Annotated in this window: 24 protein-coding genes, 1 tRNA gene and 1 pseudogene; 8 read left to right on the plus strand and 18 right to left on the minus strand. The window is 49.1% G+C overall.

The annotated features are described in order from the left end of the window. Positions 1-2: 2 nt before the first annotated feature. The 3 genes from ACKU4E_RS10990 to ACKU4E_RS11000 form a co-directional block, all read right to left on the minus strand. A complete protein-coding gene (locus tag ACKU4E_RS10990; protein ID WP_320171118.1) occupies positions 3-1,637 on the minus strand; it encodes a TolC family protein in 1,635 nt (544 codons plus the stop codon). A gap of 119 nt (positions 1,638-1,756) precedes the next feature. After that, positions 1,757-2,164 (minus strand): hypothetical protein, encoded by a 408-nt coding sequence (locus ACKU4E_RS10995; RefSeq protein ID WP_320171119.1) that lies wholly within the window; start codon positions 2,162-2,164, stop codon positions 1,757-1,759. Between the two features lie 570 nt (positions 2,165-2,734). After that, positions 2,735-3,265 (minus strand): hypothetical protein, encoded by a 531-nt coding sequence (locus tag ACKU4E_RS11000; RefSeq protein ID WP_320171120.1) that lies wholly within the window; start codon positions 3,263-3,265, stop codon positions 2,735-2,737. Between the two features lie 186 nt (positions 3,266-3,451). Between ACKU4E_RS11000 and ACKU4E_RS11005 the strand changes: the two genes are divergently transcribed. Beyond that, a complete protein-coding gene (locus ACKU4E_RS11005; RefSeq protein WP_320171121.1) occupies positions 3,452-4,954 on the plus strand; it encodes a hypothetical protein in 1,503 nt (500 codons plus the stop codon). Between the two features lie 199 nt (positions 4,955-5,153). Here the strand turns inward: ACKU4E_RS11005 and ACKU4E_RS11010 are convergent, their stop codons facing one another. Then, on the minus strand, positions 5,154-6,206 hold the full coding sequence (locus ACKU4E_RS11010) for a DUF3089 domain-containing protein (RefSeq protein ID WP_320171122.1): 1,053 nt from the start codon (positions 6,204-6,206) through the stop codon (positions 5,154-5,156). A gap of 238 nt (positions 6,207-6,444) precedes the next feature. On the opposite strand from ACKU4E_RS11010, the pseudogene ACKU4E_RS11015 reads away from it, so the two are divergent. From ACKU4E_RS11015 to ACKU4E_RS11025, 3 genes and pseudogenes are all read left to right on the plus strand, one after another. After that, a pseudogene (locus ACKU4E_RS11015) lies at positions 6,445-6,960 on the plus strand (site-specific integrase). A gap of 134 nt (positions 6,961-7,094) precedes the next feature. Beyond that, positions 7,095-7,403 (plus strand): helix-turn-helix transcriptional regulator, encoded by a 309-nt coding sequence (locus ACKU4E_RS11020; RefSeq protein WP_320171123.1) that lies wholly within the window; start codon positions 7,095-7,097, stop codon positions 7,401-7,403. Positions 7,404-7,558: 155 nt separating this feature from the next. Next, positions 7,559-8,812 (plus strand): HipA domain-containing protein, encoded by a 1,254-nt coding sequence (locus tag ACKU4E_RS11025; RefSeq protein ID WP_320171124.1) that lies wholly within the window; start codon positions 7,559-7,561, stop codon positions 8,810-8,812. On the opposite strand, the gene ACKU4E_RS11030 is transcribed toward ACKU4E_RS11025, so the two are convergent. Next, positions 8,809-8,961 carry a Fic family protein gene (locus tag ACKU4E_RS11030; RefSeq protein WP_320171125.1) on the minus strand — a complete coding sequence of 51 codons (153 nt, stop codon included), beginning with the start codon at positions 8,959-8,961 and terminating at the stop codon, positions 8,809-8,811. The genes ACKU4E_RS11025 and ACKU4E_RS11030 overlap by 4 nt on opposite strands. Positions 8,962-9,406: 445 nt before the next feature. On the opposite strand from ACKU4E_RS11030, the gene ACKU4E_RS11035 reads away from it, so the two are divergent. Beyond that, the gene (locus ACKU4E_RS11035; protein WP_320171126.1) at positions 9,407-10,537 is read left to right on the plus strand and encodes a tyrosine-type recombinase/integrase; all 1,131 of its coding nucleotides are present in this window, start codon (positions 9,407-9,409) and stop codon (positions 10,535-10,537) included. An 88-nt stretch (positions 10,538-10,625) separates the two neighbouring features. Here ACKU4E_RS11035 and ACKU4E_RS11040 read toward each other — a convergent pair whose 3' ends face one another. The 10 genes from ACKU4E_RS11040 to ACKU4E_RS11085 form a co-directional block, all read right to left on the minus strand. Then, positions 10,626-11,072: a hypothetical protein gene (locus tag ACKU4E_RS11040; protein ID WP_320171127.1), complete on the minus strand. Its 447-nt coding sequence runs from the start codon at positions 11,070-11,072 to the stop codon at positions 10,626-10,628. Between the two features lie 134 nt (positions 11,073-11,206). After that, the gene (locus ACKU4E_RS11045; RefSeq protein ID WP_320171128.1) at positions 11,207-12,121 is read right to left on the minus strand and encodes a Fic family protein; all 915 of its coding nucleotides are present in this window, start codon (positions 12,119-12,121) and stop codon (positions 11,207-11,209) included. 98 nt (positions 12,122-12,219) lie between these two features. After that, positions 12,220-13,677 (minus strand): reverse transcriptase family protein, encoded by a 1,458-nt coding sequence (locus tag ACKU4E_RS11050; protein ID WP_320171129.1) that lies wholly within the window; start codon positions 13,675-13,677, stop codon positions 12,220-12,222. Positions 13,678-13,680: 3 nt separating this feature from the next. Then, the gene (locus ACKU4E_RS11055) at positions 13,681-14,235 is read right to left on the minus strand and encodes a hypothetical protein (RefSeq protein WP_320171130.1); all 555 of its coding nucleotides are present in this window, start codon (positions 14,233-14,235) and stop codon (positions 13,681-13,683) included. A 73-nt stretch (positions 14,236-14,308) separates the two neighbouring features. Continuing rightward, positions 14,309-15,757 (minus strand): relaxase/mobilization nuclease domain-containing protein, encoded by a 1,449-nt coding sequence (locus ACKU4E_RS11060; protein ID WP_320171131.1) that lies wholly within the window; start codon positions 15,755-15,757, stop codon positions 14,309-14,311. After that, positions 15,748-16,044 (minus strand): plasmid mobilization protein, encoded by a 297-nt coding sequence (locus ACKU4E_RS11065; protein WP_320171132.1) that lies wholly within the window; start codon positions 16,042-16,044, stop codon positions 15,748-15,750. The genes ACKU4E_RS11060 and ACKU4E_RS11065 overlap by 10 nt, the downstream gene beginning before the upstream one ends. Further along, positions 16,041-17,675, minus strand: a complete 1,635-nt coding sequence (locus tag ACKU4E_RS11070; protein WP_320171133.1) for a YfjI family protein — start codon at positions 17,673-17,675, stop codon at positions 16,041-16,043. Before ACKU4E_RS11070 ends, ACKU4E_RS11065 begins: the two co-directional genes overlap by 4 nt. Next, positions 17,672-17,881, minus strand: a complete 210-nt coding sequence (locus ACKU4E_RS11075; protein WP_320171134.1) for a helix-turn-helix domain-containing protein — start codon at positions 17,879-17,881, stop codon at positions 17,672-17,674. The genes ACKU4E_RS11070 and ACKU4E_RS11075 overlap by 4 nt, the downstream gene beginning before the upstream one ends. Positions 17,882-18,242: 361 nt before the next feature. Beyond that, a complete protein-coding gene (locus tag ACKU4E_RS11080) occupies positions 18,243-19,181 on the minus strand; it encodes a hypothetical protein (protein ID WP_320171135.1) in 939 nt (312 codons plus the stop codon). Between the two features lie 247 nt (positions 19,182-19,428). Next, positions 19,429-19,515 (minus strand) — tRNA-Leu (locus tag ACKU4E_RS11085). A 221-nt stretch (positions 19,516-19,736) separates the two neighbouring features. Here ACKU4E_RS11085 and ACKU4E_RS11090 point away from each other — a divergent pair. From ACKU4E_RS11090 to ACKU4E_RS11100, 3 genes are all read left to right on the plus strand, one after another. Beyond that, positions 19,737-20,420 carry a DUF554 domain-containing protein gene (locus tag ACKU4E_RS11090; RefSeq protein WP_320171136.1) on the plus strand — a complete coding sequence of 228 codons (684 nt, stop codon included), beginning with the start codon at positions 19,737-19,739 and terminating at the stop codon, positions 20,418-20,420. Positions 20,421-20,482: 62 nt separating this feature from the next. Continuing rightward, positions 20,483-22,675 (plus strand): SpoIIE family protein phosphatase, encoded by a 2,193-nt coding sequence (locus ACKU4E_RS11095; protein ID WP_320171137.1) that lies wholly within the window; start codon positions 20,483-20,485, stop codon positions 22,673-22,675. Beyond that, a complete protein-coding gene (locus ACKU4E_RS11100; protein ID WP_320171138.1) occupies positions 22,672-23,526 on the plus strand; it encodes a hypothetical protein in 855 nt (284 codons plus the stop codon). Before ACKU4E_RS11095 ends, ACKU4E_RS11100 begins: the two co-directional genes overlap by 4 nt. A gap of 12 nt (positions 23,527-23,538) precedes the next feature. On the opposite strand, the gene ACKU4E_RS11105 is transcribed toward ACKU4E_RS11100, so the two are convergent. The 3 genes from ACKU4E_RS11105 to ACKU4E_RS11115 form a co-directional block, all read right to left on the minus strand. Continuing rightward, positions 23,539-23,748 carry a hypothetical protein gene (locus tag ACKU4E_RS11105; RefSeq protein WP_320171139.1) on the minus strand — a complete coding sequence of 70 codons (210 nt, stop codon included), beginning with the start codon at positions 23,746-23,748 and terminating at the stop codon, positions 23,539-23,541. Positions 23,749-23,848: 100 nt separating this feature from the next. After that, positions 23,849-25,312, minus strand: coding sequence for a sigma-54 dependent transcriptional regulator (locus ACKU4E_RS11110; RefSeq protein ID WP_320171140.1), 1,464 nt, complete (start codon positions 25,310-25,312; stop codon positions 23,849-23,851). 3 nt (positions 25,313-25,315) lie between these two features. Further along, positions 25,316-26,434 carry an ATP-binding protein gene (locus ACKU4E_RS11115; protein ID WP_320171141.1) on the minus strand — a complete coding sequence of 373 codons (1,119 nt, stop codon included), beginning with the start codon at positions 26,432-26,434 and terminating at the stop codon, positions 25,316-25,318. Positions 26,435-26,437 lie beyond the last annotated feature (3 nt).

Genomic DNA, 26,437 nt, shown 5'->3' on the forward strand with positions numbered 1-26,437 from the left:
GGCTACCACCAACTCCAGACAAGCGGTCTGACCTCGTCATCCAGTTCTTTTTCCAATTGCCTGTCATCAGGTTTGAACTCGACCTTCCACGTCTTCATAGTCGTACCCAGAAGCTGGTCCAGTTCGAGAAGCGCCTGCAGGTAGGAAATGATGTTGGCCACCTCCGCCTGCTGAGCCTGAACGAGCTGGTCCTGATATGTAACAACCTGAAAATTGGTGGATCGCCCGGACATGAGCTTGATGTGTTCGTTCTCCAGCTGTTCCTTTTGCAGTTCGGTGTTGCGTTGGGATAGGGCAATAAACTTGAAACGCATATTCACGTTGCGCACCGTGTTGGCAACCGAGGTCTGCAGGTCTATCCCGGCTTTCTGCAAAGCGACTTTGGCCTTACGCCTGTTGGTGGTTGCCTCCAGCAACGCCTGCTTGCGGCTCATGTAGTCTGCGCCCCAGAGATTTACGGGAGCGGAAAGTTCCAGACCTACACGGGACTCGTTCTCCGTATAGCTGCGTCCGGGATTGTCCTTGCCATTGGTCTGCCGCACCTTGGCATTTATCGAGAGGTCCCACTGACGTTCATTTTCGGCCATCATAAAATTTATTTCAGCCTCCTCAAGATCAAACTCCCTGTCCAGATATGTCTGGTTACGCTTTCTGGCCACACGCAGACATTCATCAAGCTTCGGATGCAGTTCTCTGTATCCCTCCATGGCCGGTTCCACCTGCAGGTTCGGATCCAGATTGAGATGATTAAGCAGATTCCTGCGAGCCTCGTCGTAATTATTACGAGCCTGTTCCAACGAAAGTTCCTGCGAGGCTTCGTTTGCCATGGCCTGTGTCACATCGCTTTGCGACATGCGCCCAAGACGTTTCTTGAGCCGGTTTATCTCAAGCAGCCTCCGGGATCGATCCAGTGCCTGACGCCGGATTTCCAGATTCTCCTTGGCCTGCACAAATGAAAAAAAGTAGTTCACCCCTTCGTTGATCAGGGCGCTCAAATTATCGCGCAGATTCAGAACGTTCCGTTCCTCGTTCAGATGAGCAAGTTTTATGGTGGCGTTGTTGTATTCCAATCCGGCACCTTTGAGCAGAGGCTGGGTTAACTCCGCCGACAAAACGGATTTTGCACCGTCAGCCCTGGCGTTGCTTCTGGAAATATCTCCGGCAGACCGGCTAAAGCTCAGATCGCTGGTTTCTTCGTTGGTGTAGGTATTTTCCCAGCCAAAAGTCAGGGTGGCTCCTGTGGGTATCTTCTGCTCCACGGAGAGGTTCACACCAGCATTCTGAGTGGACTCCGAACCGGACTTGGAATGACTGCCGACCTGCAAATTTTTATTAACGGCCTCCATATTCATGGTTCCGTCAAGATTTACGTTGGGCACATACTTATCGTCCGCCTGCTTCAGTTCAAACTTCTCCAACACCCGATCCAGGTAGTTGGTCCTGACGCTCAGGTTGTTACGCAGAGTCAGGCTCACCACATCCGCCATCCCCATGCGAATGGTCCTGGCTTCGGCATCTGCATGGGCTTCTTCAGCCAGAGAAACAGAAGAAAAGCAAAGAACAGCCGAGACCGTCAGCAGCGGAATCGCGCACAACAAGCACTTGCCCGGTCCATCTCTCCAGAATTCACGAAACACTTTGCAGCACACCAATTATCCATCCAATCTACTCAATATACAAACACGTATTGCAGGCATTGTTCCGAGACAATGCCTGCAACGTGATAGATGCTTTGCCCAAAAATGAAAAACCGAAACTACTTGCTGACTTTCAATACAACCTGATCAGGAGAAGGTGTTTCAAAGCTCATGCCTTCTCCGATCTGTCCGGGTGTGAAAGTTCCCCCGGAATAGCTGAAAGTGGAAGAGGTAACAGTGGCTCCGGAACCGTCAGTTACAGTTACCGACCATTGCTGGTCCAGATCTGCCAGTTCACCTTCATAGTAGTACTGATCTCCCGTACCGGCTGACAGGGTGATACTCTCGGAATCCCCTCCCTCACTGCAGCTGACCGAGAAATTGAAGGTGCGATCGCCTGTAGAGTCATTGTAAAAGGCGAGAGACTCGGAGCCGTTGGAAGACGGAGATTTGGTAAACCCGGCTATGGCGATTGTTGCTGAAAGAATCAGAACCAAAGCAGAAATCAAAACTAATGTTTTTCTCATTTCAAACTCCCTTGTCGGTTATAAATTTAATGGGCATCCATCTACCGTCTCCCCGACAACTGCCCAAACCCCGTACAGATAGACCGAGAAACTGCCGATCGGAAACTTTCGCACCTCGTCCAATGACAGTCGGTTTACTTTTCCCTATTAGCATGTTCTACTAAACACGCAACATAATTAATATAAAATATAAATTTTGTGTTTTTTAGACTCAGTACAGACGCAATTTTACCTCAAAGAATAAAGTCAGTCGGGCTAAGGAATTCTTTTGGCAAAAAATAATGACAAATGATTCTCTGGAGGGTCTTTGGAAACACATAAGTCCTGAAATCGTAATTATAAAATACCGGATGCCGGTCAGGGAGGTAGGAATGAAGCCGAGATCATCCCCAGAAAATAAGGAAAGAAAGACTAATCAGAATGGATGGTTAAAAAATTGAGCCAGCCTGACTCCAGAAAAACATTACTTACGGATAGCACAGGTTTTGGAGGGGAACTGTTCCCCTCCAAAATATTAAGCGGGGGGACATGGGGCAGGCCCACATTCCCCTCGTACCCTCGCATGGCCGACTATTTTTTCTGCAACTCTTTCCAGATCGGAAGATAGTAATAGTTGAGTTTCACGGTGTTGGTAGTGAAGTCTGTCTTGAATTTGGCCCTGAGGTTGCGCTCCGGAAAATCCCAGATCAACTCAGAGCTGTTGGCGCCCTCTTTCATCTTGGGCTGGACATCTGATTTTACCTGATCCCGGAAGCCCGGAGAAAGGTCGGCGGCCTTGATCTTGCCTGCCTTGTACAGGGCAGTTCTTTCCTTGATGCCGCGCACAAGCTCCTCACTCACAACAGACACTATCTGGGCATAGAGTTTACCATCGACTACGGCATAAGTGATTTTCGGAGTTCCGTACTTACCTGCGGCAGTGGAACAGCCGGGGTCGACGTATCGATAATAGGAGACAGGACCAGCCTCCCTGTATTTCTCGAATCCGTCATACTGGGCTATAGCCTCCCCGAACGGTGGATTCTCGCAGTCGAATTGCCCTGCAAATCCAGACCCGGGAAACAGGCATATCAGCAACAACAACGGTATGAACAACTTCATGAAAAATCCTCCTTTGCTAATGCAAGATGATGCATTACAGATACATCGTTGCTTATGCTTCCGCAATACGTCACAGAATTATTCCCATGGAAGCGTAACCTACAGATAGCTAAAGCCCGACTACAGCCAATCCGGCCACAGTACTTAACAGATCTTTATCTACACTCGTTTTTTCAGAGGTTATACATGGATTCGTATTCGATGTTTTTGGAATATTCAGCCGACGACAGTTTAGCCCGGATCAAGTCTGACCGGGATGAAGATTGGCAGAGACTGAGCGGGGAAATGGCGCTTGACCTGTTCCGGAAATGCGCAGCGAGGGTTCCGGCCTACAGGGACTTCCTGCGCCAACGGGGGGTCGATCCGGCCGCCGTACGGAACATGGACGACTTCACCGGCATACCGGCTACTAACAAGGAGAACTACATAAACCACTATCCCGTGGACCAGCTTTGCTGGGACGGGAAACTGGATAAATCCCGTCTGCTTGCGTCGAGCTCAGGTTCCACTGGCTCACCGAACTTCTGGCCGGTATTCGACGAGCAGACCCGCCAGGCAGCCGAGGTCTGGGAACTGATATACAAGGATTTCCTGGACGCGAAAGAGCGTCCCACCCTGTTTATCGTTGCCTTTGCCATGGGGTTGTGGGCGGCCGGAACCAGCACGATGATGTCCAACGAGTGGATTTCACGCAAAGGATACCCGATCACCATGGCTACACCGGGCACCCATATTCCCGATGTGCTTTCCATTATCCGATCAATGCATAAGCATTTCGACCAGATAGTGATCGCGGGCTATCCCCCGCATGTCAAAAACATCATTGACGCAGGGATCAGAGAAAATCTCGATTGGAAAAAGCTCAGGCTTAAATTTCTGTTCACGGGCGAGGCCTTCACCGAGCGCTGGAGAAACAACTTCGCCAGGCAGACCGGCCTTGGTAATATTCTGACCGATGCGCTCAACATGTACGGCTCTGCGGACGTGGGCCTTGTAGCCCATGAGACGCCGCTGACGGTCTACCTGCGGAGAAAGGCGGCTGAAGACGGCAACCTGACATCCGCCCTGTTCGGGGATAACCGGGTGCCTGCAGTTAATCAGTACAACCCCGAAACCCGTTACTTCGAGACCATAGACGGTCGTCTGGTGGTGACGGCCCCGAGCAGCATCCCTTTGGTGCGATACAACACCATGGACCTAGGCGGCACGCTCACCTACGGCGATCTACAGAACAGGCTGGCAGCGCGGGGCATTGAGCTTGATGAGGAAGCCAAAGCACTGGGCATTGCACACCGCATCTGGAAGACTCCGCTGGTCTATCTCTTCGGGCGCGGCAAGTTCGCGGCTAGCATTTACGGGATCACTATTTTTCCAGAGTACACCAAGTGGATTCTTGATGCACCTGAACTGGCCCACGTATTGACCGGAAAATTCATCATCGCCACCGAGGACACGGACGACATGCAGCAGCGCCTCCGGCTCCGGGTCGAACTGGTCGAGGGGGCAGATTCATCTGAACACAACCGGGAACTGGTCAAAACCGTCTTTGTCCGGGAACTGCCGAAGATCAGCAGCGAATACCGGGCCCTGCTGCTGGATATGGGAGAAAGAGTCAACCCGGAAATAAGTCTGCATCCCTACGGCGATCCCGACTACTTTCCCAAAGGGATCGTCAAAAAGGGAGCATAATGGAGGATGCCACCGACAGGTTATAAAACGCAACCGCAGGCGGAGCTGTAGCCCAAGCCACAAAAAGGGGCCAACACAGCCGCAGAGTTCGGGACCAGCGAGAATGTAATAGAAATGATGCAGTCAGTTTTTGAGCATGAGGATTTGTGGGTTGGGGGCGAGGGGAATGAAAAAGGATATTAGTTCGTCCGGTTAAAGCTTACTTTTTCCCGGAAACATCGGGGCAGCTTCTCTTAACAAGCATCTCCTGAATCCTCTGAGCAGCGTTGGTTCGCAGGTTTTCAAAGAAAAGGGCGTAGTCATCCACATGATATACGCCTTTCGGAAAGCTGTGCGAATCATTCATAATAGAAAGGTCTATCGGGTCCACCACAAGACCAGAATTCACGATCTGGGCCGAAGTGAAATGGGCTCGTGTTTCCGAACGGTCTTTTTCGGCAAAAGTGGCCCCCATATTTTTGCTGGCTGGTACGAATGAATCATCCGTCGTCCAGGAGAGCGGATTGACCACTATGGCCCCGGGGATGCGTGTGGGGGCAGCGTCCTGTCTGCCTGCGGCCATGGTGTTATAGTCGATAAAGCATTGGGTCTGCCTGGAAGATTTGCAAATGCGGATGTTTGGATTGGCGGCAATGTTATCTTTGGTGATGGACCAGCCTATAGCGTAAGCGGCCACAAGACGGCTTTCCGCACCTGTGGAGCCCCAGTGACGAACGGCTAGATCCACGATGATGTTAGACCCTTGGCTGTGTCCAGCAAGGATAAAAGGACGGCCATGGTTAAAATGCTTCAAGTAGTATCTGAAAGCATCCCAGACATCGGCCAAGCCATAGGAAATGAGTTCCCTCTTCTGTTTCGCACCAAGGGTAAGGGCTGCCATGTTCATCTGGCGATAATATGGCGCATAAAGATTTGCCTGGCAGGAAAAGACGGCGGCCTGCTTGTATAATGTGGCAGCCGCAGCCGCCTGTTGCTCTTGTGAAGCGATATCCATGAGCCAGTCCCTGTCGTTGTGCAGTACAGTGGGGTAAACCCAGAAGATGTCCACGGCAAATCTGTTGGAGGATTCGGGCAACGCCAGCCAACTATCCGCTTGGCTGTAGTCCGGTCGCGGGGGAATGGAAATGGAATTGGAATCGAAGGGAGGCAATCCATCGGCCGGTGAGGGGCTGGCTGCCGTCAGAAGCAGTATAACGGCGAGGCCCGTCAGAAATAAAAGGTGATAATGTGCGGCGATGCGCTGTTTGGGCATGAAAGAAGTCCTCCGATTTAAGGCAACAAAGCATTGTGGTAAAAAAAAGTCAATGCAATACCCGACAAGGACAGTTGCTTTTCAAAGTGCTTGCGTCTTTGAAATCGCTGGATTGAATTACGTTCGGAGCAAGGCGCGGGATGTGTCAGCCCGTTAATCCCGGCAAGCTCTACTTTGAAATGCCGCGCTTGAACAACATAAAGACCGAAGACCTCACTCCCGCGCAGCTAGCACTCTTTTGGACTCCATTGAGAATGACCAAAACCAGAAAACAGCTTCCATAATGCTGATGGCCCTTTATACGAGGATGAGAAAATCTGAAATTTTCAATCTGAAATGGAATCATGTTGATTTCGAGCGTGGTTTCATCCTGCTTAAAGACCCAAGGAGCGGGCAGGATCAGCGCATACCGATCAATAATTCCGCGCGTTCCATTCTGGAAAAACAGCCTCGCACAGATTGTGAGTATGTCTTCCCCGGCAGGTACGATGGTCCCACAAAAGACCTGCGTGTTCCATTCCGCAGAATCTGCGATAACGCCGGGTTGCCCAAGGACTTCTGACCCATGCACGGGCTGCGGCACGTTTTCGCCTCCACCCTCGCCAGCTCCGGACAGGTGGATATGTACACCCTGCAAAAACTGCTAACTCATAAGACACCATCAATGGTCCAGCGTTATGCCCACTTGCGCGACGACGCCATGATACGGGCCAGTGAGGTTGCCAATATTTATTATGAGGATATGAGGATATGAGGATATGAAGATGTGTGCTCCAAGGAGATCAAATTAAACGGCAGCCCATAAAATGCCCCCCTTGACCTACCAACCATTAATGCCTAATATTTTAGTCATAGATCAAATTAAAGACTATTTTATTAGGCATTAAAATGAAGAAAAAGTTACCTATAAAACTGCGCAGCAGCCTTAAAGGGCTTGGTGAATCCTTGAAAAACGCAAGGATTCGCCGCCGCCTGAAGATGGTTACAGTTGCCGACCGCGCCGGGGTCAGCAGGGAGACTCTTGCCAAAATCCAGCGCGGTGATCCCGGTGTCAGCATGGGCAACTATGCCGCCGTAATCTTCGCCCTCGGCCTCGGCACGGACTGGATGAATCTGGCTGACATAACCGAGGACAAAGTCGGACAGGCTCTTGAAGAGGAACGGTTGCCCAGCCGGGTACACGAGATATCGAGCTAGAGAAGAAGCCTATCGGCGATCCCTGCCGGGGGCCTTAAACCCTTTGAAAAGGGTTTAAGAATCCCAAACCTTTTTGATATGGCTTCGCCGCTCTGCTTGATAGATTGATCCTTCTTTCAAAAGACATAAATTTTATATGATTAGGCTGGTAGAAAATGCCAAAAGAAATATTTGTACATATTGATTTGCAGGGCGAAACACATTTCTTGGGACGACTGTGGATTCATTCCGGGCAGCGCGGCGAGAGCGCATCTTTTGAATATTCTCGCCAATGGCGTCAATCCTCCATAAGTTTTTCCCTTGAACCGACATTGCAACTCGGCAAGGGCTCTTTCCATACGCCAGCAGGCAAATCGCTTTTCGGCTCCATCGGCGATTCTGCCCCGGACCGCTGGGGCCGAGTGCTCATGAAACGTCTGGAGGCCAGAAACGCCAAGGCTGAAAAGCGTACCCGTCGCATGTTGCATGATTCCGACTTCCTGCTCATGGTTAATGATCTGGCCAGGCAGGGGGCATTGCGCTTTGCCGAACAGGAAGGCGGCCCTTTTCTGGCAACAGACGAGGAAGCCGCAATCCCGCCCATGGTTGAGTTGGGTCGGCTTATGGCTGCATCAAACCGTATTTTGGAAAATAAGGAACTGGATCAGGATATTCAGGATCTGGTTGCCCCCGGTGCGTCACTCGGTGGAGCACGGCCCAAGGCATCCATTATAGATACGGACGGCAAGCTGCTGATCGCCAAGTTCCCCAGCCCCACCGATGAATGGGATGTGGAATTATGGGAATACCTCGCCTTCCAGATGGCAAAAAAGGCCGGGATACCAACGCCGGAAGTGATGCTAAAAAAAATCGGCGGACAGAATGTGCTTCTGCTCCACCGCTTTGACCGCAACGCAGGCAAGCGCATACCGTTTCTGTCGGCAATGAGCCTGCTCGGATATTCTGACGGCGAACAGGGAAGTTATCTGGAAATCGGCGAAGCACTGAGCGAATACGGAGCCAGCACAACCGAAGATCTCAAAGACCTCTGGCGGCGGATCGTCTTCAACATCATGATTTCAAACGTGGACGACCACCTGCGCAACCACGGCTTCCTCTATGCCGGATCAGCAGGCTGGCGGCTCTCCCCCCTCTACGATCTGGAACCGACCCCGGAGCACGAAAAGCCGCGCATCCTGCACACCTACATCGACCTTGATGACGGCACGGCGTCACTTGATCTCGCCTATTCAGTTATCGAAGAATTCGGCCTCTCGCTCAAAGAATCAAAAGCCATTTCTAAAAAAGTAGCCCAAGCCACCCAAAGCTGGGCCACCGATGCCGCACGGCTTGGTGCCAGCAATAATGAAATTGAGATGATGCAGTCAGCTTTTGAGCATGAAGATTTGCGAAGTGGATTGAAGGGCTAATTGTACACAGCCAGTTGCCCCTTCTCAGTCAACCGATACTTCTGATTCCTACTATTGGGCTTGTCGGGAATGGTCATCTCCACGAGCCCCTCTTCCAATGCGGGCTTGAGATAAAGTTCCCTGAATGACTTGCGGTCTTTGAGGCCCAAAGCATTTCACCTCACATTTAAAAACTAACCACGGTTCACTAAGTCTTAATACTAAAAAATACAATCCTAGGCTCAAAAAAAGTTGTACAGGAGTTGTACAAAACAGCAGACACAAAAAAAAGGACTCACAGCCATTCAGCTGTAAGTCCTTGTATTATCTGGTACCGGGAGCGAGACTCGAACTCGCAAGGGCGTGAACCCGGCGGATTTTGAGTACTGAATTTAACTGTTTAACCGGATTTAACCCAGCCATAAAGCCTTTATTTAAAAGGACTTGATTCTTTAACTGGGCTTGTTTGATTTCCCCATAATTTATTGTATTCTGACCTCCTTTATGGGGAATAGCATGGGGAATACGACTTCCCCCACCCTGCGTATCTAAGTACGTGGTGAGCATATATTCTTCCCCATAATTCCCCACAAATCAGCTCAAGAAGGAAAGCAGATGGCCGCAGTAAAAAGACACAAGACAACATATAAGGGCGTGTTCTACATCGATAGTAAAAACCAAGTCACCGGGGTGAAGGAAAAGATTTATTACATCCGCTACTATAGAGGTGGAAAGTCCATAGAAGAAAAAGCCGGACGCCAGCATCAGGATCAGATGACACCTGCCAAGGCGAACCGTTTGCGGGTTCTACGCATTGAGGGGAAGATTGACTCCAACAACGAACGCAGGAAGAAAGTTCGGGCTGAACGCAACAAAATGACCGTTGGTCGGATCTGGGAAGCTTTTTATGACGCCAAGCAAGAAAACAAAAGTATCAAGGACGACCGTAACCGCTGGCGGAGCTACCTGTTCAAGGATTTCGGGAAAAAGATTCCTGAAGAAGTAGTCACCACCGACATCGACCGGCTGCGCCGAAAATTACAGAATAAAGGACTTGCTCCCGGAACAGTCAAGCAGGGACTTGTCCTGCTCAAACGCATTTTAAATTTCGGAGCCAAACGGGGGATGTGTCAGCCAATCAATCAGGCAAAGCTTTACTTCGAAATGCCAAAAATAAACAACATCAAAACGGAAGACCTTACGCCCGAACAGCTTTCAGCTCTCATGGAAGCCATTGAAACTTCACCCAATAAACCCGCTGCGAACATGATGCTTATGGCACTCTACACAGGCATGAGAAAAGGAGAAATCTTTAAGCTAAGATGGAATGACATTGATTTTAACCGTGGCTTCATCACGCTGGGAGATCCTAAAAATGGCACAGACCAACGTATACCTTTAAATAACTCAGCAAGATCTATTTTAGAAAGACAGCCCAAAAAAAATGAATACATTTTTCCCGGCAGAAAGAACGGTCCAACAAAAGAAATGCGCATCCCCTTTCGCCGTATCTGCGATAATGCAGGTCTGCCCAAAGACTTCCGACCCATGCACGGACTACGTCATGTATTCGCTTCCACTCTTGCCAGCTCCGGGCAGGTAGATATGTATACTCTGCAAAAATTGCTCACCCACAAGACCCCATCAATGGTTCAAAGATATGCCCACTTGCGGGATGACGCCATGCAGCGGGCGAGTGAAGTTGCCGGGAATATTTATCAGCAGATGCAGAAAAGGAATGGCTAGCATGCACCCGCTCAGCAAACATCGCTGAGCGGGTGCTGTCTTTACATGTATGTCTTGGGACTTTGAATTTGCGTTGAGTAGGGGTATATTAATACAAACTTTCGTATCCTTTTTCTGTTAACGCTTCACTTTCATCAAGTACCCCCTCGCTCTGAAGCTCCTTTACGGCAGCAACCAATGCATTTTTATACGGTTCTGAAGCAGTAATAAAAGCTCTCCAGTTAGGCGAATAACCAACACGAGCCTGCATATCGCGTAGCTGATTCAAAATATCAGTTCTTGCCTCCTGAGTGCGACTATCCAAGTCGCCGTATATATAATCAACCCCTTTTTCAGTTAGCCCTTCGTCATTATCAAAAAGACCTTCTTGCTGTAGTTCCTTCATTGCTTGGGGAAGCGCATCCTTTACGGGAGGATGAAGTTTCGAAATAGGCACCATCAACCGCCTAATGAAAATTTTCTGTCCAACGGTGGGGCGTTCCTCTGCAAATGAATCCATGATAAAATTTTTAGCTTCCTGAACAAACCTACTCATATTTCCTCATATTTTTAAAAGATTAAAAAATAACATAGTTACGTAAGCAGATCCAGAAAGCAATAAAAAATATGGATTACACCATACTGTGAATAGTGAATTACTCCAATTTGTAAGCAATTCACGAGCTCATTCTACAGAGAAAGAGATCGCCCCTTCTCAGTCAACCGATACTTCTGGTTCCTACTATTGGGCTTGTCGGGAATGGTCATTTCCACAAGCCCTTCTTCCAGTGCTGGCTTAAGGTAAAGCTCCCTGAATGACTTGCGGTCTTTGAGGCCCAAAGCAGTTTGCAGCTCATCACGGCTCATTTCGCCAGAAATGACTTCAATCAATGCTTTTACTTGGGGGGTGACTTGAGGGCCAACTTGGGGGGTGGCAGATGAAACGGCATTCAGAATCATTCTGAGCATGAACTCTATGAACGGTGCCGAGTCCGCCTTATTCGTGCTCTGCTGGAGGGCGTCATAATATTCTTCTTGGTGTTCGAAAACCAGACTTTCCACTGGGATATCCGCGAAAAGTGGATTCCATCCTTTCAGGATCAAAGTCTGCCACAAACGGCCCATACGACCATTGCCGTCAGCGAATGGGTGGATAAATTCAAACTCGTAATGAAAAACCGAACTGGCAATCAAAGGATGGTCTTCAGTAGCACCCAGCCATGAAAACAGATCCTGCATCAATGCCGGGACTCTATCGGCAGGCGGGGCCATATGAATCACCCTATCCCCGGCAACCACACCCACACCGGAACGGCGATACATGCCAACCTCGTCAATCAATCCGGCCATGAGCACGCTGTGCGCTTCCTTCAAATCCGCTTCGCTCTCCACCGACCAATCATCGAACCGGTCATAAGCAGCAATGGCGTTACGTACCTCCTGAATCTCACGGGGCGGAGCTATTACTCTTTTGCCGTCCAGAATCGCTGTTATCTGCTCTTCGCTAAGGTTGTTACCTTCAATAGCCAGTGATCCGCGAATAGTGCGCACACGGTTGATGCGTCTTAGCCTTAGCTCCTTTGAGCTATCGGTTAAAACAGTCAAACGCCCTACTTCCTCGCTTATCTGGGCTAGCAGATTTACGATGAGTGGGGTTATTGTGTGGGGTGGGTGGTAGGTTGGCATTTTAATTCAAATCTGCATTATAATATGTGCGATTTAAGAGATGCAAGAATTCCTTCATAATCACTTATGCATTTCTTATCTGCCAAGTGCGGATATCCTTTAATGTAACTAATATATCCTTGAAGCTCATTAACTCTTGCATAATACTTTTCTGGATGCAACGAAGCCTGATGAAACATAGCCCGAATACGCTTTCTAAGTTTTCTGGGAGGTTGAGCAACTTGATTTACAACAACCCCGGTAACATTCTGTTGCCCCGATAACGAAGCAATTCTTGTCTTCTTTTGGTTAATCTTTAAACGATATATTGCCAACTCTTGTGTTGCAAAATCTAAAGATCTCCTGACACTATCTATGCAATCACCACTAATAGTTATATCGTCTGCATATCTTGAATACTGAAGTGAAGTCTCATCACAAAATTGATTCATCCTATCATCAAAATTCTTCAAACAGAAATTAGAAAGAATAGGGCTTGTTGGAGCTCCTTGAGGCAATGAGTCATTTGCTGTGCATAATTTTGCTATCCACATAGAGAGCGCTGACCCGAAATGAGACAAGAGTCTTCTTCTGATCAAACCTTCTGATATCGACCCAAAGTAATCGACTATATCTATGTTAGCGACAAACTTACTACCTACATGGTTATTAGCATTCGTCAAAATAGAATGCCCACGACGAAAAGAATGACAGGAATCATTTAAAGGGAGGGAATACAGGATGTAATCCAAAATCCAATATTGAACGGTTTTCAGAAAAACACGAGGAGAGTGAATGACTCTTCTCCCCCCACTTCTTTTACCGATCTCAAATCGACGATAGAAACTTTCGGATTTATTTCCAAGTGATGTAAGCAAATTTGGACTGACACCAATTGCCGTAGCGAGCTGACCTATATCTAAATTTAATCTATCAAGCTCAAGAACCATGCATGCGTTCGCTAGTTCATCTGTGCTGGAAAATGAATACAAATCAAAACAAAGAGAATCGGAGCAGGGATTTGGACCAGCAAATTTATTATGCTGCTTGAAAATCGGCGACCAATAGATTCGGTCGACGGTATCGGCGAGCGTAGCTATTGGACGCCGATGTTGTATGTTACTGCTACTCTCCGAGACTGGCGAAACACCAGTCAATTCCAATCCCTGCTCCTTTAATTTACATGACTTACGTGCAGCTTGCGCTACATCTTTAAGAAAAAAAATACGAGCTTTATCTCTATGTTTCCTTAACTTATAAGGAATAACTTGACTACCCAACTGAGTCAAGGAATACAAATAATCTATATCATTTAAAGCCCTTACCACAAGATGAACTTCAAACATCTCTTCTAATTTTTCTTTTACGTCTTTTGTTCGCAAGCCCTCTGATGCATTTGGGAAAGCTTTCTCTAGAAACCTACGAATAGCGGTTGGCGTCACAGGTTGCAGAACCCCCACAGCCCATAAATATATTTGAAATTGACTACGTCTCATAACTTAGTCCAAACACAAACTAAATCTTTGTACACGCAAATCATTTCTTACCGCAGAAACTATTTCAGTAAAATCTTCATCATTGCTTTTAAAATTTGCATAAAAAACTTTACCTCGTGATTCTACCAACTTAACTGGCCCTAAAGATAGATACATTTCATTATCTCTATAAAATTCATCAACAACTATAATAAAAGAAAAATTACACTTTGGAGAACTATGAAAATGAGCAAATAAACCTAGCTCAGAAAATGATCCAGAACTGTCTGCGACAAGTACAACGGCATTTGCATGTTTTTTTATAAAACCAAGTTCATTTGTCTGTGCATCTCCTCCAAAACAATCCTGTAGCTCCATCAGTCCATCATCTTCTCCAAGAACAACAGAAAAACCATCACTCCTAAGATCATCAAGCAAAAGCTGTCTTAAAACAGAGCTAGGCTTTTCTGACAAATCTTGCAACGTGGGACCACACAGAAAAACAGTAAACTGCTTTTCTATTATAGCACTCTGAACTTCTTTTTCATAATTTTCAATTGGAAAAGAAACACTAGACATCCACACTCACACTTTTTTGAAAATTTACTCTGTTTTTCTCAGCATATGCTACCTATTTTTGATTTAAATGTCACTAATCTCTCACAATAGACTTCTTATTACCTATCTTCCTCACCGCCCGCACAACTTCCCCAATTCCCGCAAAACACCTTCCAATTCGCTCTGCAAGTCCCGACAACCCTGAACTTCCTTTTCCAGCTCCGAAATCCTGCGCCCCTGCGCGGCTATTTTCTGATCCTGCTCTTTCAAGCGGCGGGACTGCTCCTTCTCCATTCCGGCTAGGGCCTCCGACAAGCTCCTTGATAATTCGTTCATGATCTACCTCTGCAATAAAACGGCTGGCTGGCCGCTCTTGGTTTCTCTTATTTGCAACTGGGTGCCTTTCGGAAAGGCCAGATACCGCTGGTTCCTGCTCTGATGTGCTTCGATTCCCCATTTGGTGAACGCGCTTACGTTCTTCTTCTGGCTCTCTATCTGCGCGTTGATTATTTTCAGCTCTTCGTGACTGACCTTGATTCTCCAGCCGTAAAATCCGGTTATGCAGACCGATATTATGAGCAACAGTAGCGCGGATACGATGTTCGCCAAGATGTTTTGTTTCCAGTAGCTTGCTGAAATCGCGGACTGCTTTTTCCTGAGCTTCTGGATGTGGCCGTCCATATCGGCTGTGATGGAATTCAGCTCGCTTTCGGCATATTTCAACAAGTTCCCGCTCAAGTCTTTCAATGCGCTGCTTACGACCTGCTCCACTTCCTGCGACTGCGAGTTCATTCGCTCTTTCAGCTTGTCGCTCAGCTCTCCAAGATGATTCATATATTCCTCCCTTCAATCTAACTCGTGTATTGTCTTCGGGTAACTCCAAGGTGATATACTTCTTGCCCTGCCGGACCACGGAAAGCCTTTCTCCCTCCAAAGCGTTAACCAGATCCGCACGGTCCTTGTGCAGACCGTCAGCTATGCCTTGAGCTAGGAAGTCTGTTACGGTTTTCCTGAAATTGTGCAGTTGTTTTCCTTTGGGTGAATGAATGTCTTTCCCCGGTTGCAGCAACCGGGACCGTTTCAGCTCATCAGGCTTTGCCCACTCCATACGCTCATTCCAAAGGTCACGCCAGACGTCATATTGCTTATGCCAGTTAGGCGGGCAGGGATTCATGGCCTTGTCACTGCGCAGCTCTGTACGCGGGATAATGAAATGCATTTCATGATGACCGGCATGGCTGTGCCTGACCCAAAGAATTGAATATTGATCCGGCTCAAGCCCTGCGAAAGCGACCTTCTCAAAGTCGTCCATCACTTCTTTTTCAAGCTGTGGTGAAACCTTGTCCTGCGGTGCCCATGAGAGCACCCCGGATGTAAACTTCCATACCCGATCAGTTGAACCAATCACCCGCTGCACGGCTTCAGGATCTCCGCGCAAAACTTCCGGGGGCGATTTTTCTCGCCCTTTACGCCGAGGATCAATTACATAATCAATAGCCTTGGCTCCGTTTCCCCGGCCATGGGCGAAAACCTTCATATACATTTCAGCTCCCTCTCAATGGCTGCCAGTTCAGCAAGGATGAGAACAGAATCGGCATTGCTCTTATAGGTATTTGCCCAGCGAGCGAGCTGATTGATGTTGTTGCCGATACGGGCAAGGTGAAGAAGCTTCTCCCGTTCACGTCTGGTCTTGCGTACCCGTCTTTTACCCAGAAGCTGACGCATAAAATCACCGAGGGTCATGCCCTTGGCTTCTGCTTCTTCCACAACGCTATTTTTCTCATCGGGCGTAACCCGGACATTCAACCATCTAGTGCGAGACGTGCTCATACGGCCTCCATTTTTCTGGAGTAAACGGAGGGTTCGAAGGGAGGCTTGCCTCCCTCGCCAGCCCCCACGGGGACACCTGTTGCGCAGCTAACAGTGTCACAGTGGGTAGGCTGGCTAGGATTCGATATTGGGATAGCTTCGGCAGCATGCACAGCTGGATGAACTTGGTAACTCGGACTCGGCGGACGCCCCGGACCGGACGATTGAACCGGGACCGCAACCACATATCCAAACTCCACGAGCATGGTTAGTCCCTGCTCAATCTGCTTTTTTTTCGGAAACCGTCCACGGATCGCACGCTGACATTCACGACCAGTGAACAGCTCAATTTTCCGGTTCGTTATCCATTTCAAGATAGCCTGTGCGCAGGAAGTAAGGTCATCACACCCCATATCATGAAATGCGTAGCGGGCATGATGAACAAGCTTCTTTCCCAATTCAGTAGCCGCAAGCATGACAGCGGAATCAACCTTCGACTCAATCTGTTGCGCTGAAGCCAGATGCAGCAGACCAGCCAAACGAGCAACCTGCCCTGGAACCTTGCCCGCCCAATCAGTCATATTTTCCAAGCTGCTCCCCGGTCGCAACTCACCCTCAATGAGCAGGAAAAAGTTTTTCCACGACTCATATGCCCCGGCACTAAGCAGCAGGGACTGACTCTTTGCATTCATTTTGGAATTGCTTTTAAGGGAAAGCAGGTGTTCAACCCGCTCAAGGAAAGCACGTTCCACCCGCAATGAAACTTGCGGAGGCTCCGCGACCCGGAAACCAAGCCTGCTTTGTCCAAAAAAGTAGAGGAAGCGCGCCAGAAAACCGCGCCCACGGAACTCAGGATTACCAGCCATTGCACGCAGTACATCCGGCTGGGTGGTAACGCAGATAGTCAGCAGCGGATGTTTCAGGCCGATATACTGCCCGTGTTTACGATCCACTCGGCACGGCTCACCACTGAACGCCTTCAGTATCAGATCGAGGTTGGGCATACGACTGTAACGCCCTGCAAAGGTATCAAAGAGGCCACCCTCTGCTTCTATGATGGACATGCATTCATTCTGCTGCTCCATGAGCATGGCCAGACATTCGGGGGTAATGTCGTCGGCAAGCAGACGCGGGACAGTGATCAGCTCCGGCATTTCGTCTTCGAGTTCCCGGATTTCTCTAATTATGGAATCCCGACTCTGAGAGTTCTTTGCTTTTGCCGCCAAGTTGCGCCGGTGCTCGATGGCCCGTTCAAGGGTCAACCGTTTTGAACGCGCTTCCTGAGCCAGAGGTCCAACGAGCTTTTCCTGCTCATTTTCCCAGTTGCTCAGAGGTTTGCGTGCGGCATGCGTCACCGCACTTTTTCGCTCTCCGGGTGGAAGCGGAGAAAGCAGGTATAGATTCAAGGACTCGTGATAGCCGTCCTTTACCTGTATCTGGAACCTACGCTGCGCTGCGGTTGATAGGACTCCAAAGAGATTGCAGAGAACCATCTCATACGGAACCTGCAAAGACTCGCTGAGTTCATGGCTGTAGTCGGCCAGAATTGAAGGAAGTGAGATTGAGGCAAGCGAGGGAGGGTCCTTGGGCCCCAATGGAACAGGGGCCTTGTTCCCGAACAGAGAGAGAATGTCGTGACCGGACTCGTTCATCTGTGCCTCGACAAGTCAGCCAGTTCTTCAAGAGGAATGACCTTGCAGGATTCCACATAAGCGTCCAGATCTTTAAGGTCGTACCCGACCCGCCTGCCGATTTTGATATAGCGCGGCCCTTTTCCAAGACAACGCCAAACTTCGAGAGTTCCGGGGCTGAGTCCTAATTTTTCAGCAGCTTCTTTTGTGCTTAATAGTCCTTGCATCGATTTCTCCTTGTTGGTTGGAGGTGTGTTTTCTTCGATGCAAGGCAACCACGTTTAATCAAACTGTAAAACCATCAGAAAGGGTAAAATTTCTGTGCTAGAAGCTTCAATCTCTGTAAGCACACGACAGAACTTAGAGGCATAATATCAACTTTTTCAAGATATTAAGAAAATATAAATTGGAAGAATATAAATATTGAAAAAGTCCAAAATTTATAAACAAGACTTGTCGAGGGGCAGGGTTCAGCTCAAGAATAAACCGGATAGAAGAATAAAAGAGAAAGTAGATAGGCCGGGACAATATGGACAAAATGGACAGAAATCGAATTTTGTCCATATTGTCCATTTTGTCCCGTTGTTTTTATTTTGCTGTATTGCTTTCGTTTCTAAAATCAGTAGGAAGGTTATCCCTGAATTCTTTGATGACCGAATCGGCAGGTCTGACCATTTCCAATTTCTTGATGTAGTCTTTATCTCGAACTTTATCAGCGATGACTTTATATTCGTCGGCCGTAAATTGTTTTTGCGACACAGGGTCTTTGACCATTTCCAACATCATATTAGCAAAGAAGAACCCTTCTTTGCGTGAGCCAGCAAGCTTATTTTGAGCAACAGTTAAACGAGCTTTCAAAGTTCGGGAATCTTTTAGTTCCTTCTCCAGCTTTTCAATCTTTAATTTGAGTTTATCAATAGCAGCATAATCACCCAGTTTTAATCTAGGAAAAGCTTCTTCAGCCCGCATAACTTCATCAAAATCAAAAAAGCATCTTTCATTGAATAACTTAGCCACTCGATCTTTGTTTGGGAAAAACTGAGAGTAAAAGCTCTTAACAATCAAGATTCGCTCAACTTCTACTTCGGACCTAAGGTAAACATTGAGCTTTGTCTCAAAAACGACGTTTAGAAAATCATGACTAACCTCTCTACCCCAACGTTTACGCAATTCAGCCGCAGAAATTTTACTATCCACACCTTTTTTAAAAATAACTGTATCTTCCTTGATCCATAGAACAACCGCAGCCTTAAGGATCGAAATAGACAAGACCGACAATAAAGTGATTACAAAAGCCTTAAAATAAATATCCATTTCAGGACTGGGTGGAACTAAAGAATATATCAAACACCCAAGAAATATTGCGACTGAAAACAGTATCCACCTGACTGTCTTCTCTTGAAGATTTCTTTCCAACTCCAAGCCGGAAGTAACAAAAGGATGTTGAGATATGCCCTTTATCTCTGGAACACTGTCTTTGTCCGTATCTACTCTTCCTATCGATTCATCATTATGTGCTTTACTCATGCTCGATCTCTCCATAATCTTATCAGGCTTAGCCACACTTAACCGAGCTAAATTATATTTACAAATCTAAAAATAATTAAGTTAACTGAGTGGTTAAATAGACATGGGAATGCCAAGTGAAAAAAAGTTTGAACTTTATCAAACTTTTTTCACTTTTTTTCATTTTATGGGGAAGAGTATGGGGAGAGCTATTTTGGACATGAAAAAAGGGCCTTTCACTTTTAGCGAAAACCCCTTTGATTTCAAGTGGTACCGGGAGCGAGACTCGAACTCGCAAGGGCGTGAACCCGGCGGATTTTGAGTCCGCTGCGTCTACCAATTCCGCCATCCCGGCATATGTGAGGGATTGTTAATATTAAATGAGGTCAATAGTGTCAAGGTAATTAATTGGCTCTCAGGTCCGGGGTGGAAAAATCGGAGGGGCTTTTATCTAAGAATGAACTGCCGGGACGCACACTTTTCGAAGCATAACCGACCTTGACCTATTGTAAAGGCTCAGACTCGGTGATAGACGTATTTGCCTGTTCACAATCAATTCCAACCAAAGAGTTCTCCATGCTTCCCATCGGTTCGTTTGTTAACGGGGCAGCCATTATCGGCGGTTCCATCATCGGTGTCCTGCTGCACAGCCATTTTCCGGAACGGATCAGACAGATAATATTTCAGGCGCTGGGACTGGGGGTTATCATCATCGGCATCCAGATGTCCCTGAAGGTACAGAACATCCTAATTCTGATGTTCAGCCTGCTCATCGGGGGAGTGCTCGGAGAACTGTTGCGGCTGGATACTCTGTTTGAGCGGCTCGCTGGCAAATTGAAAAAAGCAGTGGGATCAAGTGATACGGGCTTCGTTGACGGAATAATTACTGCATCGCTGATATTCTGCATCGGGGCCATGGCTATAATCGGATCATTTGAAGAAGGCATCAAGGGCGATACCACCATTCTGTACACAAAATCCATCCTGGACGGATTCGCTTCAATCGCGCTGGCTTCCACCTACGGACTGGGGGTACTTTTTTCATTCATTCCGGTGGTAATTTATCAGGGGGCTCTTACACTTTTCGCCAGTTCCTTTCAGGAATGGTTCTCACCGCTTATCATTGATCAACTCACCGCCACCGGCGGACTGCTTATCATCGGCATCAGCCTTACCCTGCTGGAAATCAAGCGCATCAACCTCTCGAACCTGCTTCCATCGCTGGGAGTTGTCATACTGCTGACCGTTCTTTTTGGATAACATAACCAAGACAGACAATTTTACTGATTGAACATTCCTGTCGGATAAGGTTAAATAAGCTTATGAAAATCCGCTGGAAAATTCTTCTCATACTGCTCACCTTTTCGCTCGCGCCCCTGTTCGTGCTGAAAACGCACGGGCTGAACTCGCTCAAGGAGCTTGGTTCGGACCTGCAGGCGCAGATAAGAATAACGCTGCTGGAAAGAGCCACCGACAGCCTGTCCAAACAGGCCAAGGGAACTGCGGCAATGATCAATCTTGAGGACCGCCTGTATCGGACAACTCTCAAAAGCGTGCAGGGGGAAGCCGACATAAGATTGAACGATGACGATTATCCTCCTCTTGAAACCAAACCGTTTATAACCACCCCGGAAGGAGCCCTGAACACTCCTGAATTGATTAACGACCCATCCTACAAGAAAAGAGCACTCATGGGCCGGGGAATGAACAGATCCGAGCATAGAATGGCGGCAATTCAGCGCGGCGACCTCATTGATCTGCCGATTTCGCTTGAACATGTTTCATTCTGGCTGGCCCAGGGGCTCACGCCCGAGCAGGCTATGCCCGACATCACCAGACTCGCTCCACTGCTCTCCGCATTCAAGGCATGCAGTTCCACATTGAAAAATCTGGCCCTTTGGCAGGAAGTAATCCTTGAAAACGGTCTGGTGGCGACGTATCCGGGACACAATTCATTTCCACACAAATATGATCCCCGCACGCACTCATGGTATAATGATATCAAAAAAAACAGAGAGACCACCTGGGCCATGCCCACACCGGATGCGGCAAGTCGAACGCTCTGCTACAGGCTCAGCGCGCCGATTCTTTCCAACTCCGGCAGATTTCTAGGTGTTGCGTCACTGGTTGTTCCGGTGGGAGCCACCTTGAACAATACGCTGATTGCAGGGAACAATGGAAAGACCGAAATAATGATGGTCTCCTCAGCAGACGTGCAATCGCGAAACGGAGCCCTTATGGTGGTCGGAAAGGTCGGGGATGATCCGCTGTACGAAGCTCCTCACACAATGGGTGGAAGGTTTTGGCTTGCCCCGCAGGAACCTCAATGGCTGCATGAGGACAACCCCGAATTCAGAACCATGATCAAGGATATCGGCAAAGCCGAGTCCGGTGTTATCCAGATTAAATACAAGGGAGTTCCCAGTCTTTGGACTTACAGCCCCATCAATTCACATCTTTCCCTGCTGATAATAACTCCGGTGCGTGATTTCACGGCTGAAGCAGATGAAGCGGAACAGTATGTGCGGGAAAGTATCGCCAATCAATATGAAGGAACTTCGGTAATAGCCTTTTTCGTCATCTGCGCCATTGCAGTAGTAGCTTATTTCGCTTCCATGAGCTTTTCCCGGCCCATCAGCAAACTTTCAAAGGCGGTGATAAAAGTTGGGGAAGGCGACTGGGACGTGCGCGCGGATTTCCACTCAAAAGACGAACTGGGGGAACTGGCCGAAAAATTCAATAACATGGTGCCGCAGCTTAAGGAACACTCCATCACCCAGCAGGCCCTCTCACTTGCGGATGAAGCACAACAGTCCCTTTTCCCGCAGGGGCCACCCACTGTGAACGGAGCGGACATCGGAGCGCGCTGCACATTTTCGGAAAAAACCGGCGGAGATTATTACGATTTTCTCAGTTGCGCCCAGTGCGACGGGACTGACCGTTTCGGCGCAGCCATAGGCGATGTTTCCGGGCACGGCGTAAGCGCAGCTTTGCTCATGACCAGCGCCAGGGCTTACATCCGGGCTCTTACCGGTCAACACCTGTCTCTGGTGGAGGTTTTTGAAAGAGTCAACAGACTTGTAACCACGGACTGTGCAAAAACCGGCCACTTCATGACCGCTTTTACGGTGATCTGTGATACAAAAGAGAAAACTGTAAACTGGATCAGGGCAGGACATGATCCGGCTCTGATCTATACCCCGGAATCCGACTCCTTTGAGGAACTTGTCGGCACGGGACTGGCTCTCGGGGTTGACGGGGAATACCGTTACGAGGAGAATCTGACCAGAGTTGAACCGGGACAAATTCTCATACTCTATACTGACGGGATATGGGAGGCCCACAGTCCTGCGGGAGCTACATTCGGTAAGGATAATCTGCGCCGTATAATCTGTGAAAACAGCCATAAACCGGCCCAGGATATGGTGGACATGCTTCTGGCGGAAGTACAGAACCACCGCAGGGGACTGCCCCTGGAAGATGACTGCACCGCCATCATAATAAAATTCCTATGAGTTATTCCGTATACGAACTTGCCACCTACGCATTCGACCCCCTGCATGCCTTCTGGGAAAACGAACGAACCCAGCGGGCAGTCGCCGGAGCGCTGATAGCCTGCTTCATCGCCGCTCTGATAGGCGTGGAGCTGGGCAGACAGGGATTGCTGCCGGCGGCCATTGCGGCCAAAACACCCGGCAGTCATTATGCCGCGGTCGGAATTGCTTTCACTCTGGTGCTGGCACTTGAGGTCGTCAGCTTCATTTTCGTACTGCCCTGCTCGTTTGCCAAGTCAGTCGGAAAACAGTTCGAAATACTGTGCCTCATACTGATGCGCAACTCGTTCAAGGAGCTGGTGAACTTTCCTGAGCCCATTTCCTTCACGGGCAACATGACTCCCATCTACCAGATTCTGTCCGACGGGATGGGTGCGTTTATTGTTTTTGTGCTCCTCGGCGTATATTACCGCATCCAGAAACAGGGCACACCCCTGATCCCTTCATTCAAGTTTCGGTACGTGGCTTCCAAAAAACTTGTAGCGCTGCTGCTTCTTTTCATTTTCGCAGGACTGGGAATATACGATCTCTTCCTGCTTTCACATGGAAAACATACGTTCGACTTCTTCAGCACCTTTTATACCGTGCTGATATTCAGTGACATTCTGCTGGTGCTGATCTCCCAGCGCTTCCTGCCCACGTTTCACGCGGTTTTCAGGAATTCCGGCTTCGCTTTGGTCACTCTGCTGATCCGTCTTGCTCTGGCTTCACCGCCTTTCTACAACGCCGCTCTGGGAGTAGTCTCTGCAGCCTTCGCAGTGCTGCTCACCCTTGCATACAATTCCTTTCACGGGACAGGCAAACAGACCTAGAGCGCGTATTCCTTATGATTCGTCGCAGTCTTCCCCGGACAGGGAGATGATATACGACTTGTTGATCCACGCATCTCCTTCTTCTTCAGTGAGGTCCTGCAGCGAGTCACGCTGTACGCCGACATATTCCACAGAATATTTCTTTACATACGAGTCTACTTCAAGACCCTTTTCATTACTCAACTTATTAAAGATAAGTATCTGGATACGATTAAGTTTCATACGTTTCTTTGAGTTAGCAGATTAATTGTGTCCCAAGCCGCACACAACTGTGCCGGACTTGTTTTCAGCCGGAACGAATCCCGGAAAATATCCGGGAAACTCACCGGGAACCCTTACCGCCCTCTTTCCGTCTGGCCGCAAGCCTGTAATGCAGCATGCGAATGGAAATACCCAGTTTTTCAGCAGCCCTGGTCTTATTGCCGCCGGTTGCTTCAAGTGCAGCATCAATATCATATTCTGTAGGACGAGACCTCATCTTTTTACCGGTCCTGCCCGTGGCCGGACCTTGTTCAGCACCTGAAGCCGTCTTTTCCGCATCTGCGAGGAACCCGGCCAGATGTCCGGGGACGAGAACACGTGCATCATGCATGACAGAGACCCATTCCATAGCGTTCTTCAGTTCGCGAACATTCCCCGACCATTGGTGGTTCAGCAGCATTTCGGCAGCTTCCGGGCTTATCTCTTCAAAAGCCTTGCCGCGTTTTTTCGAAAAAGCTTTCAGGAGCAGCAGAGACAGCGGGACAATATCGTCGATCCGTTCCCGCAGAGGCGGCACCGCAATGCTGCCCACTCTGAGCCGATAATAAAGATCCCTGCGGAAAAGCCCCTTTTCAATCCGTTCCGTCAAATCAAGATTTGTGGCCGCGATGATGCGTATGTCGGTCCTGACCTTGGTCAGCCCCCCGACCCGATAAAAGCTTTTATCCTCAATCACGCGCAGCAGTTTGGCCTGCAATTCAACAGGAATTTCGCCGATTTCGTCCAGAAAAAGGGTTCCGCCCCTTGCAAGGTCCATCTTGCCGCGTGCTCCGCGGGAACCGCTGCCGGTAAACGCCCCGGCCTCGTAGCCGAACAGTTCACTTTCAAAAAGATTGGCTGGAAGCGCAGCACAGTTGATGTCCACAAAGGGCAACGGCGACCGGGGGTGGTCCTGTCCGTAATGGATAAGTTTTGCCACGATATCCTTGCCCACTCCGGTTTCGCCCTGAATAAGCACAGGAAGATCACGATCCTCGTGATAACGCCTTGCCTGAGTCACCACATCCCACATGGCCGCAGAGAAAATTCCGATATTATCCAGCCCGGCCTGACGGGCCAGCAGTTCGCGCAGGTGCGACAACTCGGCCCGCACCTCGCTTGTCGCCTCGGCCACTTCCTCCTCGAAATGACCGGTCAGGCGATCGTTTTCCTGCAGCAACGCCTGATGTTCGGCCACGCGGTCAAGGACTGCACCGAGTTCTTCAAGGTTGATGGGCTTGGTAAGATAGTCGTAGGCTCCGGCCCGCAGGGCTCCGATTGCCAGCTCAAGATCCGCGTGTCCCGTGTAAAGGACTACATCCGGCCTGCCGGGCAGAGCAAGAGAACTGATATCGCGCACCAGTTCAATGCCGGTCCTGCCGGGCATCTGGATGTCCGAAAGGACCATTTCAAAACAGTGGTTGCGGCAGATTTCCAGCGCGGGAACAGCTCCGGCACAGGCTGTGACCGCATGCCCCAGCAGGGTCAGGTATTCGGCCAGGGAATTGCGGGTCGCCGCATCGTCTTCGACAAGCAGAATACGCATGATCTAATTTCTCTCCATATCAGCCGCAGGAAATACAGCCCGAAGTAAGGCCCCTCCGCCGGGAAGATTTTCAGCTATGATCGAACCTCCTGCCGCCTGCACTATGGTGCGCACAATAGACAGCCCCAGCCCCATGGAAGTTCCCGGAGATTTGGTGGAAAAAAAAGGTTCGAACAGTTCGTCCGCCAGCTTCGGATCAAATCCGGGACCGTTGTCGGCAACGCTCAACTCCACCGCATCATTGCCCTGCGCAGCCACCCGGATGGAAATGGTTTTCGGCGAAACCTCATATCCTTCCAGAGCCTGCATGGCATTGGCCACAAGGTTCATGATCAGTTCTTCAAAGCGGATACAGGTTCCCACAACAGGATTTGCATCCTTATCGACTGCTGTTTCCAACAGAATGCCCCTTGCAATTAACTGTGCGTTGAGCAGGGAAAGCGCTGACTGCACAGCATCGCCGAGGTTGCACAGTTCCCCGGTATTGGACCGGTTGTAACGCAGGTGTTCACGCAGATGGTTGACTATGGAATCTATGCGATCCACCTGTCCGGCGATATCCTTCAGGATGCGGACCACTTCACTGTTGGGCATATCCGAACGGCCCTCCAGCAGCAGGGCCGAAGCGGACAGTATGCGAATAGCGTTAAGAGGCTGATTGATCTCGTGGGCGATACCTCCGCCGATAACAGCAAAGGTGGTCACCCGGCTGGCCCGTTCCATGGCTGCGCGGGCTTCGGCCAGGGTGGCCTCGGCCTGCCGCCGGGCCGTCACATCACGCCCAACGGACTGGTACTCAACAACCCCGCCGTTTTCATCAAAGATCGCTCGGGTAACATATTGAACGTAATGAACCGTCCCGTCCTTTCCCTTGAAACTGGGTTCGGTGGCTATTTCCGGATTATCGGGGGTAAGTGAATAGAGTTGGCTGACAATCTCCTCCCGCTCATTGGGTTCCAGAAGATCCTGAAACCTGGTCGCAAGAAGTTCCTCGGCACTTCTGCCGTAAAAACGACAGAAAGCCCGGTTAACGAAGGTCAGCCGTCCATCGGGACGAAAACGCCGGATGAGTTCGGTCTGCTCCTCTACAACTGCGCGGTATATGGCGTCCTGCGGTGTCATTGA

This window comes from Maridesulfovibrio sp. (genome assembly GCF_963677005.1).
Classification (GTDB): Bacteria; Desulfobacterota; Desulfovibrionia; order Desulfovibrionales; family Desulfovibrionaceae; genus Maridesulfovibrio.

Coding starts and splice junctions, on each gene's coding strand:
- ACKU4E_RS10995 (WP_320171119.1), bottom strand. CDS start 2,164: ATGAGAAAAACATTAGTTTTGATTTCTGCTTTGGTTCTGATTCTTTCA.
- ACKU4E_RS11000 (WP_320171120.1), bottom strand. CDS start 3,265: ATGAAGTTGTTCATACCGTTGTTGTTGCTGATATGCCTGTTTCCCGGG.
- ACKU4E_RS11005 (WP_320171121.1), top strand. CDS start 3,452: ATGGATTCGTATTCGATGTTTTTGGAATATTCAGCCGACGACAGTTTA.
- ACKU4E_RS11010 (WP_320171122.1), bottom strand. CDS start 6,206: ATGCCCAAACAGCGCATCGCCGCACATTATCACCTTTTATTTCTGACG.
- ACKU4E_RS11020 (WP_320171123.1), top strand. CDS start 7,095: ATGAAGAAAAAGTTACCTATAAAACTGCGCAGCAGCCTTAAAGGGCTT.
- ACKU4E_RS11025 (WP_320171124.1), top strand. CDS start 7,559: ATGCCAAAAGAAATATTTGTACATATTGATTTGCAGGGCGAAACACAT.
- ACKU4E_RS11035 (WP_320171126.1), top strand. CDS start 9,407: ATGGCCGCAGTAAAAAGACACAAGACAACATATAAGGGCGTGTTCTAC.
- ACKU4E_RS11040 (WP_320171127.1), bottom strand. CDS start 11,072: ATGAGTAGGTTTGTTCAGGAAGCTAAAAATTTTATCATGGATTCATTT.
- ACKU4E_RS11050 (WP_320171129.1), bottom strand. CDS start 13,677: ATGAGACGTAGTCAATTTCAAATATATTTATGGGCTGTGGGGGTTCTG.
- ACKU4E_RS11055 (WP_320171130.1), bottom strand. CDS start 14,235: ATGTCTAGTGTTTCTTTTCCAATTGAAAATTATGAAAAAGAAGTTCAG.
- ACKU4E_RS11060 (WP_320171131.1), bottom strand. CDS start 15,757: ATGTATATGAAGGTTTTCGCCCATGGCCGGGGAAACGGAGCCAAGGCT.
- ACKU4E_RS11065 (WP_320171132.1), bottom strand. CDS start 16,044: ATGAGCACGTCTCGCACTAGATGGTTGAATGTCCGGGTTACGCCCGAT.
- ACKU4E_RS11070 (WP_320171133.1), bottom strand. CDS start 17,675: ATGAACGAGTCCGGTCACGACATTCTCTCTCTGTTCGGGAACAAGGCC.
- ACKU4E_RS11075 (WP_320171134.1), bottom strand. CDS start 17,881: ATGCAAGGACTATTAAGCACAAAAGAAGCTGCTGAAAAATTAGGACTC.
- ACKU4E_RS11080 (WP_320171135.1), bottom strand. CDS start 19,181: ATGAGTAAAGCACATAATGATGAATCGATAGGAAGAGTAGATACGGAC.
- ACKU4E_RS11090 (WP_320171136.1), top strand. CDS start 19,737: ATGCTTCCCATCGGTTCGTTTGTTAACGGGGCAGCCATTATCGGCGGT.
- ACKU4E_RS11095 (WP_320171137.1), top strand. CDS start 20,483: ATGAAAATCCGCTGGAAAATTCTTCTCATACTGCTCACCTTTTCGCTC.
- ACKU4E_RS11100 (WP_320171138.1), top strand. CDS start 22,672: ATGAGTTATTCCGTATACGAACTTGCCACCTACGCATTCGACCCCCTG.
- ACKU4E_RS11105 (WP_320171139.1), bottom strand. CDS start 23,748: ATGAAACTTAATCGTATCCAGATACTTATCTTTAATAAGTTGAGTAAT.
- ACKU4E_RS11110 (WP_320171140.1), bottom strand. CDS start 25,312: ATGCGTATTCTGCTTGTCGAAGACGATGCGGCGACCCGCAATTCCCTG.
- ACKU4E_RS11115 (WP_320171141.1), bottom strand. CDS start 26,434: ATGACACCGCAGGACGCCATATACCGCGCAGTTGTAGAGGAGCAGACC.